The sequence below is a fragment of the Hallella sp. genome (assembly GCF_037460745.1).
GTDB classification, from domain to species: domain Bacteria; phylum Bacteroidota; class Bacteroidia; order Bacteroidales; family Bacteroidaceae; genus Prevotella; species Prevotella faecis.
The window spans coordinates 16,581-32,257 of record NZ_JAXVAE010000093.1 but is presented as its reverse complement, the minus strand read 5'-3'; the positions used below and the strand labels follow the sequence as shown (position 1 = coordinate 32,257).

The window sequence follows — 15,677 nt, the reverse complement described above, 5'->3', positions numbered from 1 at the left end:
AAATCTTGCACTTTTTATGTCAGATTTATATCTAAATTTTGAACACCCTACCCTTCGGGGCGCATATCCACGCATTTAAGCCAAATCGGCATTAGACCGATTTGGGGTGAGTGATTATGATTTAAGAATTGAAATCTAATGACCGCATTTGGGCTTAATGGAAGAACCTTTACTCTGCCATTATTTTTACAATGGGAACAGTCTTCATGTTGTTTCGTGACCCATAGCGGAGCGTTCCCGTTTGTTTTGCAACCTTACCCTTAGGCACACTTATCATTTGCCCGTCATAATAAGGCATGCTCTTATCGCCAACAAAGAGAACTTCCGGGATGCAATTCCCGCTTTCTTCTTCACACCCCATCGCCAAAGCGTTGCCATTGGGTAGCACCTCCGTTACACGAAATGATGTGCCAGGAACAACGCCGCGAGGCTTTTCAAACATAACGACATCGCCCTTCGACGCTGGCGTCGAAACTTGCCGCATGTTGATGACGGTGGTTGTAATCAATAGACCTGCGATGGCTACAAATAATAAGCTGATTAGGACTTTCATTCCGTTTCTCATGTTTTATGTCGATTTTGGTTTAAGATAGTGTGATACGCAAAGGTACACAAAAACTCACGGATTGCAAATTTTTATCGAAGAAATTCGCCGTCCACCCGTTGCAGCGATGCAATCGGCGTTTTTGCGTGCGGCAACTTTTCAGTTTTTCAGTTTTTCACTTTAAGGTCGTTGCCACATGTCGCATTCGGGTTGATATCGACACCAGCCTATCTGAGGAGAACAAAAGACAAGCACATACTATATTTGGCCAGATCACTAAAAACGCAACAAGCATTCTTGTCTATATGGGGATAATTAACCCCAAATCGTCATTAGACCGAAATAGGTGAGTTATTATGATTTTATAGCTTCTTTCCAACTCTTGTCAGCGTTTCTTTCGGCATCTTGCTTCCATTCGCGTTTCGCCATAGCCCGCTATGGCTTCAACGAGAATGTCGCAACCTGCTCGAAACAAACACTAACAAGAATTGAAATCTAATGACCGTTTTGGGTTAAAGGATTTCTCTTTGCCGTACGACACAGAGAAATCCTAATGACCGATGTAGGTTAAAAGATACGGGTCACCGCCATGACGATAGCGATAACTATCGATATGAGGAAGGAGATGAGGCCCAGAATCAATATGATGAACGCAATGAGCAGCTGGATGAGGCCCAGATAGTTTGCTATGCAAATCAGCAGTGTGCAGATCAACATAGCCGCTATTCCGTTGGCCAGACCCAGCCAAAAGCGGGCGGCTCCCGACTCGTGTTGCCAGGTAAATTTGCTCAGCAGCATCCCGTCCTTTATTAACCAGAAGGACAGACCCAGTCCCACCAGGGCTCGCACTGTGCTGTCTGCCCATGCCGGATAGGCGTAGTGGTAGATGAGGTCGGTCCAGGGAGCCACGATGTTGAAATATGCCAGATAACAGTTGAGCGGTGGGAAGAGAAGCACCATGGCTATCACCAGTCCCGTGAAGTGTCCCACCATGGCCGTCTCCTCCAGTCTCTGCTCCAGTCTTTGCAGCGTGTGGCGGTCCTCGTTGGTGGCCTGGCTCGATTCCACCAGTTGCTTCAGCTTTTTCCACGATTGGCCGTAATTGGTCTTTTCGGCGCTCTTCTCGATGCTGTCCCGCAGTTCGTTGAAGTAGTCCGAGATGGGCGAGGTGGCCACAAAGAGCGTATCCGTTCCGCCATAGATGACGGCAGTGTATTCCTTTCTTTCGAAGCGGTATCTGATGGCTGTGCAGCTACATTCTGCTACGTATAGCGTGCTGAAGCACAGTCTGTTGCCATTTGACGAGCCTTGGTGTGCTGTTACGTCTCTCACGATGCCTCCTACCACGGGCAGGGCCAGTCCCTCACAGCTGTCGAATGCCGTTCCCTGGATGTCATAGCTGTTGCGCACACTCCATCCCCCGCTCATTTTGTTGAGTGTCTGTTCCAGCTCCCGTTTGTCGTTGGATGACAGTATGTCGGGTGTGATGTAGCGCTTGCTTATATCCACATACTGCTCATGCCGCATCACCATGTGCCTCTCCAGTCGTCCTGAGCCGTTGCACACCGGGCAGGTCACTCGCCTGGAGCCGTGGCAGGTGGGGCATAGCTCCTCGTGTGCTATCTTGCCGCTTCCGCCACACCGTGTGCAGGTCTCTCTTATCGGCACTTGTGTGACCTCCGGTACAGTTTTCCCGTCGGGATTACGCACATAGCGCACTTCTCGTCTGGTGACGGTTTTGTAGCCCTGGCCATAGCACGAGTTGCATCGTTCCTCCACGGTCACCTTGCCCTTGCCGCTGCAGTGGCGGCAGGTCACGGTGCCTTCGCCGCCACAGCGCTTGCAGGTGATGGTCTCGCTGGAGTGGGGAATATCTATCTTCGTCTCCATGTTGGTGAAGCGTGTGGGGAAGGGTGCCATGCCGGCGACATCCACCTGACCGAAGTCCACCACCGTGGGGTGGTGGTAGGTGGTGGTAGGTGCGGGCTCTGAGAAGTACAGCGTGCGTCTGTCGCGCTGTGCCTTGAGCATGGCCATATAGATGGGCGCATCGTAGGCTTCCACCACCTCCAATGTGTCGCCAAAGCGTTTCCCCTTGTAGTTCTTCTCTGCGTCGCACAGCGCGTTTGCTTTTTTGCGGAACTCCTGCATCTGGGCGGCAGTGAGTGTGCGCACCGCATTCTTTCTGTATTCACTCATGCTTGGTTCCTCCCGTAGCGTCTATACCCTTTGCTCCATGCGAGAGTTTCACTCTGGTCTTCTTGCTCCTCATCTTGTAGAAGCTCGCCATAATCAGCAGCAGAAACACAACCAGTACTATCGGCAGGCTCAGTGCTACCGTCTCTCTATAGGTGAAGCACCTGAAGCCCTGCGTGTAGTACGCGATCTTCTGCTGCATCGTCGCCTTTGAAGTATCGGCCTTGGCGGTGTTGGCTTCTGCGGAGGCTTCCAGGCTGTCGCTCCTCTGCGCAAAGGGAGCGTTTGCCCTCAGCGAGTCGAACTTCTGGTATGCAGACTTTATACCGGCGGGGTTGTACATGCTGTAGCTCTCGATGAGCACCATGCGTGGCGGCATCTTGCTGATGTCGCGCGGCGAGCAGGCTCGGTCGAAGAGGATGATGGCACCGATGATCAGTACCCATTTCACGATGAGCTTGATGGTTTCCATAGGTTCTTTTTTTAGATTGTTACGCTGGTTGGGGAGTCCTGTCATGCTTTTCATACACGCAGGAAGCGGTCTTCCCCCTTTCCTCTTGCAAAGTTAAACAATTTGCTGAAAACCAACCGCAATAGTCCGTTAAATTCTTCGTAGGAGCACAAGGTTAGAAGCAAGCCATAGAAACTTTTCCACTTTTTCACTTTTTCACTTTAAGGTCGTTGCCATGGTTCCAGCACCCATAAGCCCACCGCCACAAGGCCCACCGCCACGGCGTTGGCCTCAGGGCTTGCAACCCCAAGATGTCCAAGCCCCACCCGTTGGCGTAGCTTGGATAGTTGGGGTTGCGATGATAAGTTGGCGGGGGAGCGGGGAGGGCTTATCGCTCCTCAACGATCTCCTCCAGGGGTTTGCGTTTCTTTTCTGCGCGTGGGCAGTCGGCGGCCACATGGCCCATGGGGATGATGGCCACGGCCTCATAATCGGCAGACGGGAACAGGTTGCGCACGATGGCGGGGTCGTAGTTGCACACCCAGCAGGTGCCCAATCCCCGTTCGGTTGCGGCAAGGCACAGGTGCTCCGTGGCAATGGCCACATCGATGTCGCCATGCGGCTTGTCGTCGTAGCGGCGTGTCCAGCACGCTTGGTTGTTGCGCATGCAAACGATGTAGAGCGGGGCTGTGCGGAACCACTTGCGGTCGTAGGCGCTCCACAGTTGCTGGCGAGCCTCGGGGCTGCGCACCACAACCAGCTTCCACGGCTGGCGGTTGACGGCCGATGGCGCCAGCCGCGCACACTCCAAAATGTAGTGGAGGTCGGCGTCGCTCACGGGCTCGTCGGTGAACTTGCGGGCCGAGAAGCGCGCCTCAGATAATTCGAGCATATTCATGGTGTAATCGGGTTTTGTTGGGGTTGATGATTCTGATGATGGGCATGGCGCGCTGGCGGTCGCCTAAAGGCGCCGGCGCACTTGGAAGTGGCCCAACCGATGGCTCACGCCCTTGCGGTTGAGCGACCGGAGGATGTAGGTGCCCTCGGCCAATCGCGCTACGTTGAGGCGGTGGGCGTAGGGACCCGTGCACACCACCGTGCCCTCGACGGTCTCGCACGCCACCATGTCGGCGTCGAGCGTAGAGGGCTTGGCGGGCAACTGCAGCCACGTGCCGTCGCACGCCAGCATCTGTGTGGCCACCGTGGGCTGCGCGCGCTCCTCATGGCTCTGCAGGGGACGGCTCTCGTTGCCGTAGCGGTCCATGGCCGTTACAGCGAAGAAGCGGTCGTGGGTGTTGACCTTCAGCGAGTGGGCCGCGCGCCGGATGGCTATGAGGTTCTCGGCGGCGTGGGTGTCGACGGGCCACGTCCTACTGGAATACACATTATAATAAGGTGCGTCGCCCTCCCAGGCCAGTCCGTCGTTGCATACCTCGATGGCGGTGGGAGCGTTGGGAGCCGATGCGCTTTGCCATGTCATGGGCGGCACCAAGGCCAGCGAGGCGTTAAACCGCTTGGCGAAATCGTAGATGCCCTGGATGTTGTCGGTGAAGAAACGGCCCCTGAAAAAGGCGTGCCCCAGTCCATACTGCCTGAGCACCTCCATCTCGCGCGTAACGTCGGCGACGTTCCATTTGCCCTCCTTGGGGTCGAGGAAATAGATGCCCAAGCCCGGCGCCACGATCTTGCCGTGGCTCTGCTCCGCCCAGTCGATGGCGAAAGGGAAGAACTGGTCGTTGCGGAAATACATCATCGGGAACAGTTCGTCCATCAGACCGTCGCGCAACCAGCCCTGCGCGTCCTGGCACACCTTCGTGTAGGCGTTCCAGCCGTGGCTCCAATAACGGCTCAGGTCGTCGAACTTGCCGATGGGCGAGCAACTCATCTTCACCCAGGGCTTCAGCCGCTTCACCTTGTCGTGAATGTTACGCACGATGGATGTGATGTTTTGGCGCCCACGGCTTGCGGAGACCCGCATCTTCCACGTCTCAGGGTAGCGTATGTAATCGAGGTGTATGCCGTCGACGTCATAGTTGCGCGTGATCTCCTCGCAGATGTCGGCCAGGTAGGTGGCGGTGCGTGGGTTCTCGGGGTCCATGTAGCCGTCGGGGCCAATCTTCTTGATGAGGCCCGGGTATTTTGCGTGCAACTTCCTGCATCCCAACTTGTTCCATTTGCCCATGGGCAGCGTCACCACCCATGCGTGCAGCTCCATGCCCCGCTTGTGGCACTCGTCGATGGCAAATTTCAGGGCGTCGTAGCCGGGACTTGTGCCAGGGAACCCACTCAGGCAACCATCCCAAGGCTCGTAGGCCGATGGGTAGATGACGGTTCCGCGGATACGTGTCTGTATGAGCACCGTGTTGATGCCCGCCTTGGCATACTGGTCGAGCAATGTGCAGAGCTCGGCCTGCTGCTTGGCAATGCTGTTCTTGCTTTGGGCGTAGGAATGGGGCCAGTCGAGCCCGCCGATGGTGGTGAGCCACACGGCACGCACCTCATGCTTGGGGCTCTGCATGTGGTTGAAGTCGGAGTAAGGAGGAAGCACTACAGCCTTTGCCTGCAAGGCCAGCAAAAGCAGGATGTATATGAGGAAAGAAAATTTATGCATTTTTGGTTTATTTTTGATGACAAAGGTACATATTATTTTCGTTATTCCAAAAATTAACGTTACTTTTGCAATAGTTTTAAACTTAATGTCAGAGATGATTTCGTTTGCTATTTCATTATTGGCACTTGTTGTTGGCTACTTGCTCTATGGCAAGTTTGTTGAACATGTGTTTGCCCCCGACGACCGGCCCACACCAGCCGTTGCTAACGCCGACGGCGTAGATTACATGGTGCTGCCCGGTTGGAAGGTGTTTATGATCCAATTTCTGAACATAGCGGGCACCGGCCCGATCTTTGGCGCCATCATGGGCGCGTGGTATGGTCCGGTGGCTTACTTGTGGATTGTGCTTGGGTGCATCTTCGCGGGCGCCGTCCACGATTACTTCTCGGGCATGCTCAGCGTGCGCCACCACGGCGCCAACCTGCCCGAGCTCGTGGGCTGTTATCTGGGCCAGAACGCCAAGCGGGTGATGCTCGTGTTCTCGGTGTTCTTGCTCATGATGGTGGGCGTGGTCTTCGTGTATAGTCCGGCGCTCATCCTCAAAGACTTTGGGTGGAGCACCATGGGGTGGGTTTCCGTCATCTTTGTTTATTACATGTTGGCCACCTTGCTCCCCATCGACAAGATCATCGGCAAGTTTTACCCCATCTTCGCCTTCGCCCTGCTGTTCATGGCTGTGGCCCTGATGGTGTGCCTGTTCATAAAGATGCCCGCCATCCCTGAGCTGTGGAGCGGGGCGGAGGCTATGAACCGCAACACCCCCGCCTCGTTGCTGGGCGCCACGTCGTTCGCGGCGAAGAACCCGTTGTTCCCTTGCCTGTTCCTCACCATAGCCTGCGGCGCCATATCCGGGTTCCACGCCACCCAGAGCCCTCTGATGGCTCGGTGCCTCGACTCGGAGTTTAAGGGCCGTCGCATCTTCTACGGCTCCATGGTCACGGAGGGCATCGTGGCGCTGATATGGGCCACGGTGTCGATGTATTTCTTCTATTATGGAGGATGGCGCGAGGTGGTCGGTCCCGATGTGGCCAACGCCTTCTTGGCGCAGGCCGATGGAGGAAAGACGCTGGTGCAGTTTTTCAACGCACCCAATGTGGTGGAAAAGGTGTGCACCGGATGGCTGGGCGTGTTTGGAGGCGTGCTGGCCGTGTTTGGCGTGGTGGCCGCTCCCATCACCAGTGGCGACACCGCCTTCCGCTCGGCGCGCCTGATCATCGCCGACGCGTTGGGCGTTAGCCAGAAATCGGTGGCGAAGCGCTTCTCCATCGCCGTGCCCATGTTTGTGGCTGCCATAGCGTTGCTGGCTTGGCAGATAGGCAACCCCGACGGGTTCAACACCATCTGGCAATGGTTCGGATGGTCAAACCAAACGCTTTCCGTGTTCACTCTTTGGGCCATAACGGTTTACCTGGTGCAGGAGAAGAAATCGTTTGTCATCACGCTCGTGCCGGCCGTGTTCATGACGGTGGTGTGTGGCACCTTCCTGTTGGTGTCGCCCATGGCATTGGGATTGGGCGCAACGATAGGCTATACGGGTAGCGTGGTGATCCTGGTGGCGGCTTGCGTGTGTTTTTTCGCATGGTATGGCAAGACCATGCGCGCATGAGGCCACAGGGGTGAGTGGAAATGATGGGCCTAACAAAGGTATGTATAATTAAATTATGTGAAATATGAGAAAAACAATTTTGCTATTGGCTGCACTCCTTATCTCGGTTACAGCGAGTGCGCAGTTTGAAAAGGATAAGACGTATGTGGGAGCGTCGCTCACCGGTTTGAACCTCAACTATAGCGGCATTGGCGACTTGAGCCTGGGCGTGCAAGCCAAGGCCGGTTACATGGTCGATGACAACCTCATGGTCTTCGGCGAGGCAGCCTACAACCACGAGGGGAAGAGCGATGCCGGCGACCTGCTCTCGGCAGGCGTTGGCGGCCGCTATTACATTGTGCAGAACGGCATCTTCCTGGGAGCCAACTGCAAGTTTATCCATGGCTTCCACAGCTACAACGATGTCATGCCTGGTGTGGAGGTGGGCTACGCCTACTTCATCAGCCGCACGGTAACCATCGAGCCGAGCATCTATTATCAGCAGAGTTTCAAGAACCACTCTGATTATAGCACCATCGGTTTCAAGATCGGATTCGGCGTTTATCTCTAAGCCGTGGAAACATACCCGTCTGTTCTTCTGGAGAAAGCCGTTGGAGAATTCAGCAAACTGCCAGGCATAGGGCGGAAGACCGCCTTGCGCCTGGTGTTGCATGTGTTGCGCCAACCCGTGGGCGAGGCGGAGGCCTTCGCCGATGCCGTGCTGCACGTTAGGAAGGACATTAAGTATTGTAGCGTGTGCCATAACATCAGCGACGACGACGTGTGCCCGATATGCGCCGATGCCCGGCGCGACCGATCGACGATTTGTGTCGTCGAGAATGTGCAGGACGTGATGGCCATAGAGAACACCCAGCAGTATAATGGCCTGTACCACGTGCTGGGAGGTGTTATCTCGCCGATGGATGGTGTGGGGCCTGGCGACTTGCAGATCGAGTCGTTGGTTCAGCGTGTCAAGGATAACGACGACGTGAAGGAAATTATCTTGGCGCTCAGCTCCACCATGGAAGGCGACACCACCAATTTTTATATTCACCGGCAGTTGGCACCGCTCCATGTGAAAGTTACCATGATCGCCCGTGGCATTTCGGTTGGAAACGACTTGGAATACACCGACGAGGTGACGTTGGGACGGTCGATTGTTAACCGCACGCTCATGGATTGAGGGCGCAACGGAAACCCTATCGGTCCATGAGGCCGATTGCGATTTAACGACTCATGTTATGAATCATCTCAGAAGATTGAAATTGACATTTTGGGCACCCATCGCCATCTGTGGCGCGATGGTGGCCTGTTTCGAGAGTGGCGCCTTGATGGAAGGCGGCTATATTGGCGATAAGCAGTTGGAGTATTATTGCGCGCTGGTCATGGAGCTGGTCACCATCGTCCTGATTCCCTTGGCCCTCAGGCTCTTTCGCCTGAAATGGGTCGACAAGGCCATCCGCAAGAACCCTTCTAAGCAGTTGCCCGTTTGGCGGTCCATCCGCCTGTGCCTGTTGGCCGTCCCCATGATGGTCAACGTGTTCATGTATTATCAGTTTGTTCATCCCAGCTTTGGCTACATGGCCATCATTGGCTTGTTGACCATGGCTTTCGTCTACCCCTCGGCAGCCAGATGCCAGGCGGAGGAAAAGATGGAGTAGGGGCGGACGTAACACTTTTGTATTCAAAGATTTAGAAAAGAACCATGAAACTCTCAGTAGTCATTGTTAATTACAACGTGAAATACTATTTGGCGCAATGTTTACATTCGTTGAAACATGCGCTAAAGGGTATCTGCGCTGAGGTTATCGTGGTCGACAATGCATCCGTCGATGGGTCGGTGGATTACCTTAAGCAGGTTCATCCCTGGGTGAGATATGTGGCGTCGGATACCAACCTGGGTTTCTCGAAGGCCAACAACCTCGCCATTCGGCAAAGCCAAGGCGAGTATGTGCTGCTTCTCAACCCCGACACCGTGGTGGGCGAAAACGTTCTCAGGGAGGCCCTGGCCTTCATGGACGGGCATCCCAAGTCGGGAGGAGTGGGCGTGCGCATGCTGAATAGCGATGGCACCGAGGCCATGGAGAGCCGTCGGGGCATACCGACGCCAGCCGTGGCGTTTTGGAAAATGGCGGGACTGTGCAGACGCTTTCCCACCAGTTGTCGCTTTGCGCGCTATTACATGAGTTGGCTTCCGTGGGATCGTCCCGCAAGGATCGAAATCATGAGTGGCGCGTTTTGCCTGATGCGGAAGCGGGCGCTCGATGAGGTGGGGCTCCTCGACGAGGATTTCTTTATGTATGGCGAGGATATCGACCTGAGCTATCGCATCCTGAAGGGAGGATGGGAAAACTGGTATCTCCCTCTCCGAATATTGCATTATAAGGGCGAAAGCACACAAAAGTCGAGTTTCCGATATGTGACGGTCTTCTACAAGGCTATGCTGATCTTCGTGCGAAAGCATTTCAGGCATTTCTCCCGATTGATGTCCACACCCCTCCAGATGGCCATTTACCTGAAGGCCACCTGTTCCATCATGGGTGTGCAATGGGAGAAATGGTGTTGCAGGATGCACCTGGTTGAGCCCGTGGTGAAAGAGAAGCCGCTTTTCGTGTTCCATACATCCGACGCCCACAAGGACCGTTGCTTGCAGCTTGTGGAAAAGAACGGCCTGCAAGCCGTTTTCGAAAGCGCCGATTCGTGGAAGGAGAGAGGCGGCGCAAAGGAGAGAGGCGGCGCGAAGAATGTGTCCGAGACGGTTTATCAGGTCTTCGACATGTCGCAACACCAGTATGCAGATCTGTTTAGAAGGTTCTCCGCCACCTTCGGGGGGCGTAGCCTCATCGCCTTCTGGTATCCTGAAGAAAACAGGTTGGTTACCAATAGTCAAGTTCTCATGGGTTAACCCCGCTTTCCAATAAACCATAAGAATATGGAAGCACATAAGCCAACAGTATCTTACGGCGACATCTCGTTGCGTGCCCTCGAACCCGAGGATCTCGATTTGCTCTACCAGGTGGAAAACGATGTTTCGCTTTGGAGCGTCGGAGTGACCAACAAACCTTATTCGCGCTATGCCCTCCATGAGTACATAGCCAGCGCTTCGGGCGACATCTATGTGGACCATCAGGTGAGGTTGATGATTTGCAATCGGGATGGCGATACGGTAGGTATGGTCGACCTGATGAATTTCAATCCGCAACACCGAAGGGCCGAGGTGGGGATCGTCATCCTGGACCGATACCGCAACCAAGGCTTTGGCCTCGCCGCCATGGCACACATGTTTCGGTACGCCCACGCCACGCTCCATCTCCATCAACTGTATGCGCTGGTAGGCGAAAACAATCCCTACAGCATCCGGTTGTTTGAAGGCGCAGGCTTCGAAAAGGAGGGCGTTCTGCGCGATTGGATCTTCGATGGAGACCATTATCATGATGTAATTTTTTATCAAAGGCTATTGCCGGTAGAGTGATGGGTGCCTTGGGTTGGCAAAACGCCCCCGGTTTATGCCTAAATCATGCCAATCATCACTTTTTTCGAAAAAAGATGCAAGAATGTTTGGTGGTTACAAATAATATAGCTACCTTTGCACTCGCAAATAAGGAACAAGAACACTGAGAGGTGTTAGAAACACTCTAAGGTGCGTTAGTTCAGTTGGTTAGAATGCCTGCCTGTCACGCAGGAGGTCACGAGTTCGAGTCTCGTACGCACCGCAAGCGAGGAGCTAAATGCTTCTCGCTTTTTTGTTTATTTGTTTGGTGGTGGTTAAACCCAAATCGTGGTTAGCTGATTCTCATGATTCATAAAATGAAAAAGCACAACCCCTGAGAGGAGCTGTGCCCAATAAGTTCCACCTAAATGTGTGCTACAACTATTATCCCAAATCGGCAACATGGGTGTAGGCCCTTTACGGTAGTTGGCTGCGAAGTGCCTATAGTTTCTTTACATATATAAATTTGGGATATTGTCCTAATACAAACAACGTTACAGGACATATCCATATATTTCTGGTGAAACCCTCGAGGTTGTTTACCTTGTATGTACTGCCCGTTGTAAGTCCACTCTCAAGTTGCTCGAGCTCAAAATACCCTTTGTGCTCTTTTCTTTCTTTTGATGGGATAACACTTACTTTTGTGAATTTGTCGTCATCAGAAAGAAAAGCACAGAGCTCATCCGCACCATTAACCATTAGTAGGTTATGATGCTCAAATGCCCAATTGGGGTAATCTATATACCACAAGCCATCCTCTTCGTGGTTAAACTGAAGCTGGTATTCTGCCTTTTTTCCAAATACACTTCTTGCCATTGCTTTGGCACCTTGTGTGAGGTCTTTTATTGTATAGTTCATCCTTCATTCCGCAACACTATGGTTATTAACTATATAAGTTCCTGAGCAACAAACAGTTCTTGCTTTGGCAAGCGGCAGGACGGGCTGGCTCAGGGATTTTGCCGTGTTGGAAGATACATTTAATTTAGTGTTGCCATAGAAATCAAGTGAATCTTCAACAGGCGTGGCAAAGATACAGATAAAATCCGAGGAACTCATTCCTTTTGGAGGTGTTTCTTTCAATCATGGAGCAATTTTTGTACCAAACGAAAACTCCACCCTGCCACAACCTTGACCATCGCACAGCAATCAATAGGGCAACCCACCTGATATCTCGCATGGGTGCGGAGGTTGCCGAAATAGCAATTGTCAGGTCGTTTGGTCAGAAAGCTTGTTGGCTTTTTCGGGCGAAATAGCGCACGCATGGGAAAATTTTAAGGAGCAGAAATGGTGCTGGGAAGCGTCGTATTTGCGATTGGGCATCTTTCGAGTTGCGATAAACCATCTATCGCATTGCGTTTTGGCATGTTGCGTGGTTCGTCTTGGCATGTTTCGAGGCTCGAAAGGGCATCTTTCGTGGTGAGAGATGAGGAAAAACAAGGACTAATTGAAGGTGTGAATTGGTAACGATCTGATTATTAGGAGGTTATTAAAAGTGTGCGAGAATCGCTTATTTGCGTCCCACTATTTTCTCGTTCCAAAAAATGCTGTAGTTTTCAATATAGTTTGTTGGCTATTTTCCCTTAACAAATAGAGTGAAGGACAATAAAAAAAGGAGATAAGCACCATGCTGATGCTTGTCTCCTATCTTATGCTTGTTTCTTGATGGTAGAATTCTTAGTACTCGTCGTCGGAGATGTCCTCGGCCTCGTTGATCAGGTCCTCGGGGTCGGTCTCGTAAGTGGTGCGATAGCTTTCTTCGGTCAGCTTGTCGTCGTCGAACGAGTCGTCGTCCTCGTCCTCATCGTGCTTGAAATCGTCCAACGGAAGATCCATGTTCTCATCGTCGTCGTCATCGAGGTCGCCTCCGCGCGTCAAGTCGTCGAGGCTGCTCATTCTGCTCTTTAAGACCTCCACTTGCGGCTTCTCCTTTGCGAAGATGGCCTCAATCCACAAACCCTTCGGTATTTCCAACACCTCATATCCATCGTTCACCTTCTTTTCGTAAAGACCTCCGGGCATGTGCATGCGGTCCTTGGGAAGGGTGGTGGTGGAGATGTCGAATCCGCTCTGTATGATGTCTTGGATACTTTGTGGAAGAGAGTCCCAGCCGCCTCCAAAGTTGCGCTCAAGCACTTCGATGAGCTTGGTGGCCGTGATGTGGCGAATGTTCTCGTAAGTAAGATCGGTCACGCGAGAGATGGGCTTCTTCTTGATGGCGATCTTCTGCTTGGTGTTCTCGTCCATCCGGATCGTCCCAACTTTCAATCCGCGCGCCTCATATTTCTTGATGATCTCGGGTTTGTCGATCTTGACTTCCTCGACCTCGAATGCGCTTCGGATAATGTCTAAGTACTTGCGTGCGTAGTCTTTCAGGTCAACGTCTTTTTCGGCTGCCGTCCACATGCGGAAGACGTCATTCTCCTGAATATCCCATACATTGCTCTTGGTCAATGTCTTTAGCGTAATCGCTTTTTTCTCTTTCATAGTTATTTTTTATGTTGCTGCAAAAATACTATATAAATCCTAAATTACAAACAAATCACCTTTGTTTTTTCATGCAATATGGATGTTTGTTGCAGAATGTGTTTTCGGCAACGACGCAATCTGCGCTTTTCGTTATGCCAGATGAGCAAAGCAAGGCTTGTGCGAACGCTTCCTTGGCGTGAGAAGGGGCGTGAGAACGGAGCGCCCAAACAGGCCAATGGCTACTTGGGGGTTGCTCGGCTTGTTGATTGGTAGAAATCGAGGTACTGTTGCGCCACCTTTACATAATGGTGATAACGCTCCGTGTAAGCGATGCTCTCCGCTTGGAGGCGTGGCACCTCGTCGAGGTGGGTCGCCATCCATTCCAGGGCGTTGTAAACGCTTTCGCAGGTCGGCTCCACATTGATGATGGGCCTGAGGTCGTTGTCGCCCAAGATGTCGTAATTCTCTGGTTCGCCTCCGCCCACGCAGATGATGCCACGGCTCATGGCCTCCAAGGGATTCATGGAGGGCGTGTAGCTATAGAGCTGGTCGAGAATAGCGTCGGAGCCATTCATCATCTGGGTGTATTGGTTGAAAGGAATGCCTTCGGCAATACGCAGTTCCACCAAGTGGGGATATTTTGTCTTGATGGCTTGGGCTGCTTCCAGCATGATGTCGGTACCCTTGTAGGCCGAACGCCCTTTGCTGATGCCGATGAATAGCCGGAGGGGGTGTGGGGCGCTGCCCTCCTGATGGGCCATAGGTTGCGTCTTGGGCTTGATGGGGAAGGGGATAAACGTGGTTTTGTGGGGAAACAAGGGACCGTAACAGGCCCAATACTCATAAAGCCCGGCGATGATGCCGTCGCAATCTTCGGCAATCATCTTGTTGAGGCTCTCCTTGGCCGTACCTATCCAGTCGCGCCTTTCCCTCATTGCCGGCTCGTCGTCGCGAAGGCGGTTGCCGATATTGAAGTCGCTATACCTAAGGGGCATACGCGTGATGTTCTCGTGAACCCAATAGTAGTCCATTCCGAATGCTCCGAGGAACACCTTCTTGTTGTGCTTTCGCAGATACTTGTAGATGGGCGCGATGCGCTCGGCCTTCAGTTCGAGAAACATGGGGTTGATGAGTTGCACCACATCGTAGCCGCGCAACTTATGGAGCGTGGCCATGGTTTTCGCCAAATAGGCCAATCCTCCCCATTTGCCAGGTCGGCGCGAGAGGTCGATGTCGCGTGGGTAGTCTTTCCAGAAGTCGCCATTGCTCACTACGGTGACTTGCTGGCCCAAGGCCCTCAGGCCTTCTGCCAGGGTGGCGTGTACGTTGCTGTATTCTCCAATGAGCAGTATCCTCATGCGTCTTATCTGATTGTAAGCAGCAGGATGCGGCGTCCCAGCTTGGTGTTGATCATCTTCCGGAAAGCCACATATTTCTTGGTGTAGTTCTTGTCGGGTAGGGGGAACAGTCCGTAGTTGCGCAATCGCTCGATGGCCTCGTTGAGGTGGCGGGCGCTATGGGTTAGCTGGATGATGTTGTAAAGATGATCCATCGTCAGTTGGGCGATGCGCCTGTTGAGCGCCACCCGTTCCATTTCGGGCGAATGTTGGGCGATGTCGAGCAGGCGCAAGATGATGCTCTCGGTATCGTCGAGCCGCTTGGCCATGTGGCGCATGTTGTCCTCTTGGGTGATGGAGCCCGACCGTTGGCGGTAATAATAGGCTTTCGATGGGGTGAAATACATGTGCTCGGCCCTCAGGAAGAGTTGGGGCGTGAACTCCTCGTCCTCATGCAACAGGTTGGGCGTGAACCGCAGGGTGCCCAAAATATTGGCGCGGAACAAGTAGCCGCATGCCGACGCCCGGAGGTTGTACTGGTGCATGTAGGCCGATCCCGTCATGGGGCCGTTACACTCGAACGGTACCTCGGGCTGTTCTTCCTCCGTCTCGTGGAAAAGGATGATGTCGGCGTCTTTGTATCGGGCGATGTCGAGGCAATGCTCGTAAGGAGCCTGTATCAGGTAGTCGTCGCCATCGACAAACTGTATGAACTTACCCTGTGCGCAGACCAGACCCATGTTGCGGGCTTCCGACAATCCCTTGTTGCGCTGCCTGACGTAGACAATTTTATCGCGAAGCTCCACCAAGTCGTTCAGAGGCGACACCTCAGAGCCGTCGTCTACAACGATGATTTCGCGTTCTTCCTTGCTCAACGAGAGTGAGAGAATGCTTTGGAGGCATTCGCACAATAAGGTGGTGGGCAAGTTGTAGGTCGTCACGATGAAACTGACGAGAGGTCGGTCGTTCTTGTTCTCCATAATGCTCAAAATCTCAA

At 53.1% G+C, this 15,677-nt stretch carries 16 protein-coding genes and 1 tRNA gene; 7 read left to right on the top strand and 10 right to left on the bottom strand.

Annotated elements, in window-relative coordinates; all coding sequences use genetic code 11:
- Positions 1-169: 169 nt before the first annotated feature.
- The 5 genes from WKK33_RS05690 to WKK33_RS05670 all read right to left on the bottom strand — a co-directional run bounded on the left by WKK33_RS05690 (position 170) and on the right by WKK33_RS05670 (position 5,709).
- Positions 170-553: a hypothetical protein gene (locus tag WKK33_RS05690; protein WP_337678039.1), complete on the bottom strand. Its 384-nt coding sequence runs from the start codon at positions 551-553 to the stop codon at positions 170-172.
- A gap of 558 nt (positions 554-1,111) precedes the next feature.
- The gene (locus tag WKK33_RS05685; RefSeq protein ID WP_337932882.1) at positions 1,112-2,743 is read right to left on the bottom strand and encodes a hypothetical protein; all 1,632 of its coding nucleotides are present in this window, start codon (positions 2,741-2,743) and stop codon (positions 1,112-1,114) included.
- Positions 2,736-3,257 (bottom strand): hypothetical protein, encoded by a 522-nt coding sequence (locus WKK33_RS05680; protein ID WP_337932881.1) that lies wholly within the window; start codon positions 3,255-3,257, stop codon positions 2,736-2,738. Before WKK33_RS05680 ends, WKK33_RS05685 begins: the two co-directional genes overlap by 8 nt.
- A gap of 322 nt (positions 3,258-3,579) precedes the next feature.
- Positions 3,580-4,089, bottom strand: a complete 510-nt coding sequence (locus tag WKK33_RS05675; protein ID WP_337932880.1) for a nitroreductase family protein — start codon at positions 4,087-4,089, stop codon at positions 3,580-3,582.
- Between the two features lie 63 nt (positions 4,090-4,152).
- Entirely contained in the window at positions 4,153-5,709 is a 1,557-nt protein-coding gene (locus WKK33_RS05670) for a family 10 glycosylhydrolase (protein ID WP_337932886.1), read from the bottom strand.
- Between the two features lie 187 nt (positions 5,710-5,896).
- Between WKK33_RS05670 and WKK33_RS05665 the strand changes: the two genes are divergently transcribed.
- From WKK33_RS05665 to WKK33_RS05635, 7 genes are all read left to right on the top strand, one after another.
- Positions 5,897-7,408, top strand: coding sequence for a carbon starvation CstA family protein (locus tag WKK33_RS05665; protein WP_337932885.1), 1,512 nt, complete (start codon positions 5,897-5,899; stop codon positions 7,406-7,408).
- Positions 7,409-7,472: 64 nt separating this feature from the next.
- Positions 7,473-7,958 (top strand): outer membrane beta-barrel protein, encoded by a 486-nt coding sequence (locus WKK33_RS05660; protein ID WP_215760732.1) that lies wholly within the window; start codon positions 7,473-7,475, stop codon positions 7,956-7,958.
- Positions 7,959-7,961: 3 nt separating this feature from the next.
- A complete protein-coding gene (recR, locus tag WKK33_RS05655; RefSeq protein ID WP_215760731.1) occupies positions 7,962-8,570 on the top strand; it encodes a recombination mediator RecR in 609 nt (202 codons plus the stop codon).
- Positions 8,571-8,646: 76 nt separating this feature from the next.
- The gene (locus WKK33_RS05650) at positions 8,647-9,048 is read left to right on the top strand and encodes a hypothetical protein (protein WP_337468616.1); all 402 of its coding nucleotides are present in this window, start codon (positions 8,647-8,649) and stop codon (positions 9,046-9,048) included.
- Positions 9,049-9,092: 44 nt separating this feature from the next.
- A complete protein-coding gene (locus WKK33_RS05645) occupies positions 9,093-10,292 on the top strand; it encodes a glycosyltransferase family 2 protein (RefSeq protein ID WP_337932878.1) in 1,200 nt (399 codons plus the stop codon).
- 27 nt (positions 10,293-10,319) lie between these two features.
- Positions 10,320-10,859 carry a GNAT family N-acetyltransferase gene (locus tag WKK33_RS05640; RefSeq protein WP_215760728.1) on the top strand — a complete coding sequence of 180 codons (540 nt, stop codon included), beginning with the start codon at positions 10,320-10,322 and terminating at the stop codon, positions 10,857-10,859.
- A 167-nt stretch (positions 10,860-11,026) separates the two neighbouring features.
- A tRNA-Asp gene (locus tag WKK33_RS05635) sits at positions 11,027-11,100 on the top strand.
- A gap of 218 nt (positions 11,101-11,318) precedes the next feature.
- On the opposite strand, the gene WKK33_RS05630 is transcribed toward WKK33_RS05635, so the two are convergent.
- From WKK33_RS05630 to WKK33_RS05610, 5 genes are all read right to left on the bottom strand, one after another.
- Positions 11,319-11,735, bottom strand: a complete 417-nt coding sequence (locus tag WKK33_RS05630) for a DUF6717 family protein (RefSeq protein ID WP_337469013.1) — start codon at positions 11,733-11,735, stop codon at positions 11,319-11,321.
- Between the two features lie 3 nt (positions 11,736-11,738).
- Entirely contained in the window at positions 11,739-11,957 is a 219-nt protein-coding gene (locus tag WKK33_RS05625) for a hypothetical protein (protein ID WP_337932876.1), read from the bottom strand.
- Between the two features lie 594 nt (positions 11,958-12,551).
- Positions 12,552-13,361 carry a hypothetical protein gene (locus WKK33_RS05620; RefSeq protein ID WP_337932875.1) on the bottom strand — a complete coding sequence of 270 codons (810 nt, stop codon included), beginning with the start codon at positions 13,359-13,361 and terminating at the stop codon, positions 12,552-12,554.
- Between the two features lie 221 nt (positions 13,362-13,582).
- On the bottom strand, positions 13,583-14,701 hold the full coding sequence (locus tag WKK33_RS05615; RefSeq protein WP_337932874.1) for a glycosyltransferase family 1 protein: 1,119 nt from the start codon (positions 14,699-14,701) through the stop codon (positions 13,583-13,585).
- Positions 14,702-14,706: 5 nt separating this feature from the next.
- On the bottom strand, positions 14,707-15,660 hold the full coding sequence (locus WKK33_RS05610) for a glycosyltransferase (RefSeq protein ID WP_337469009.1): 954 nt from the start codon (positions 15,658-15,660) through the stop codon (positions 14,707-14,709).
- Positions 15,661-15,677: the final 17 nt, after the last annotated feature.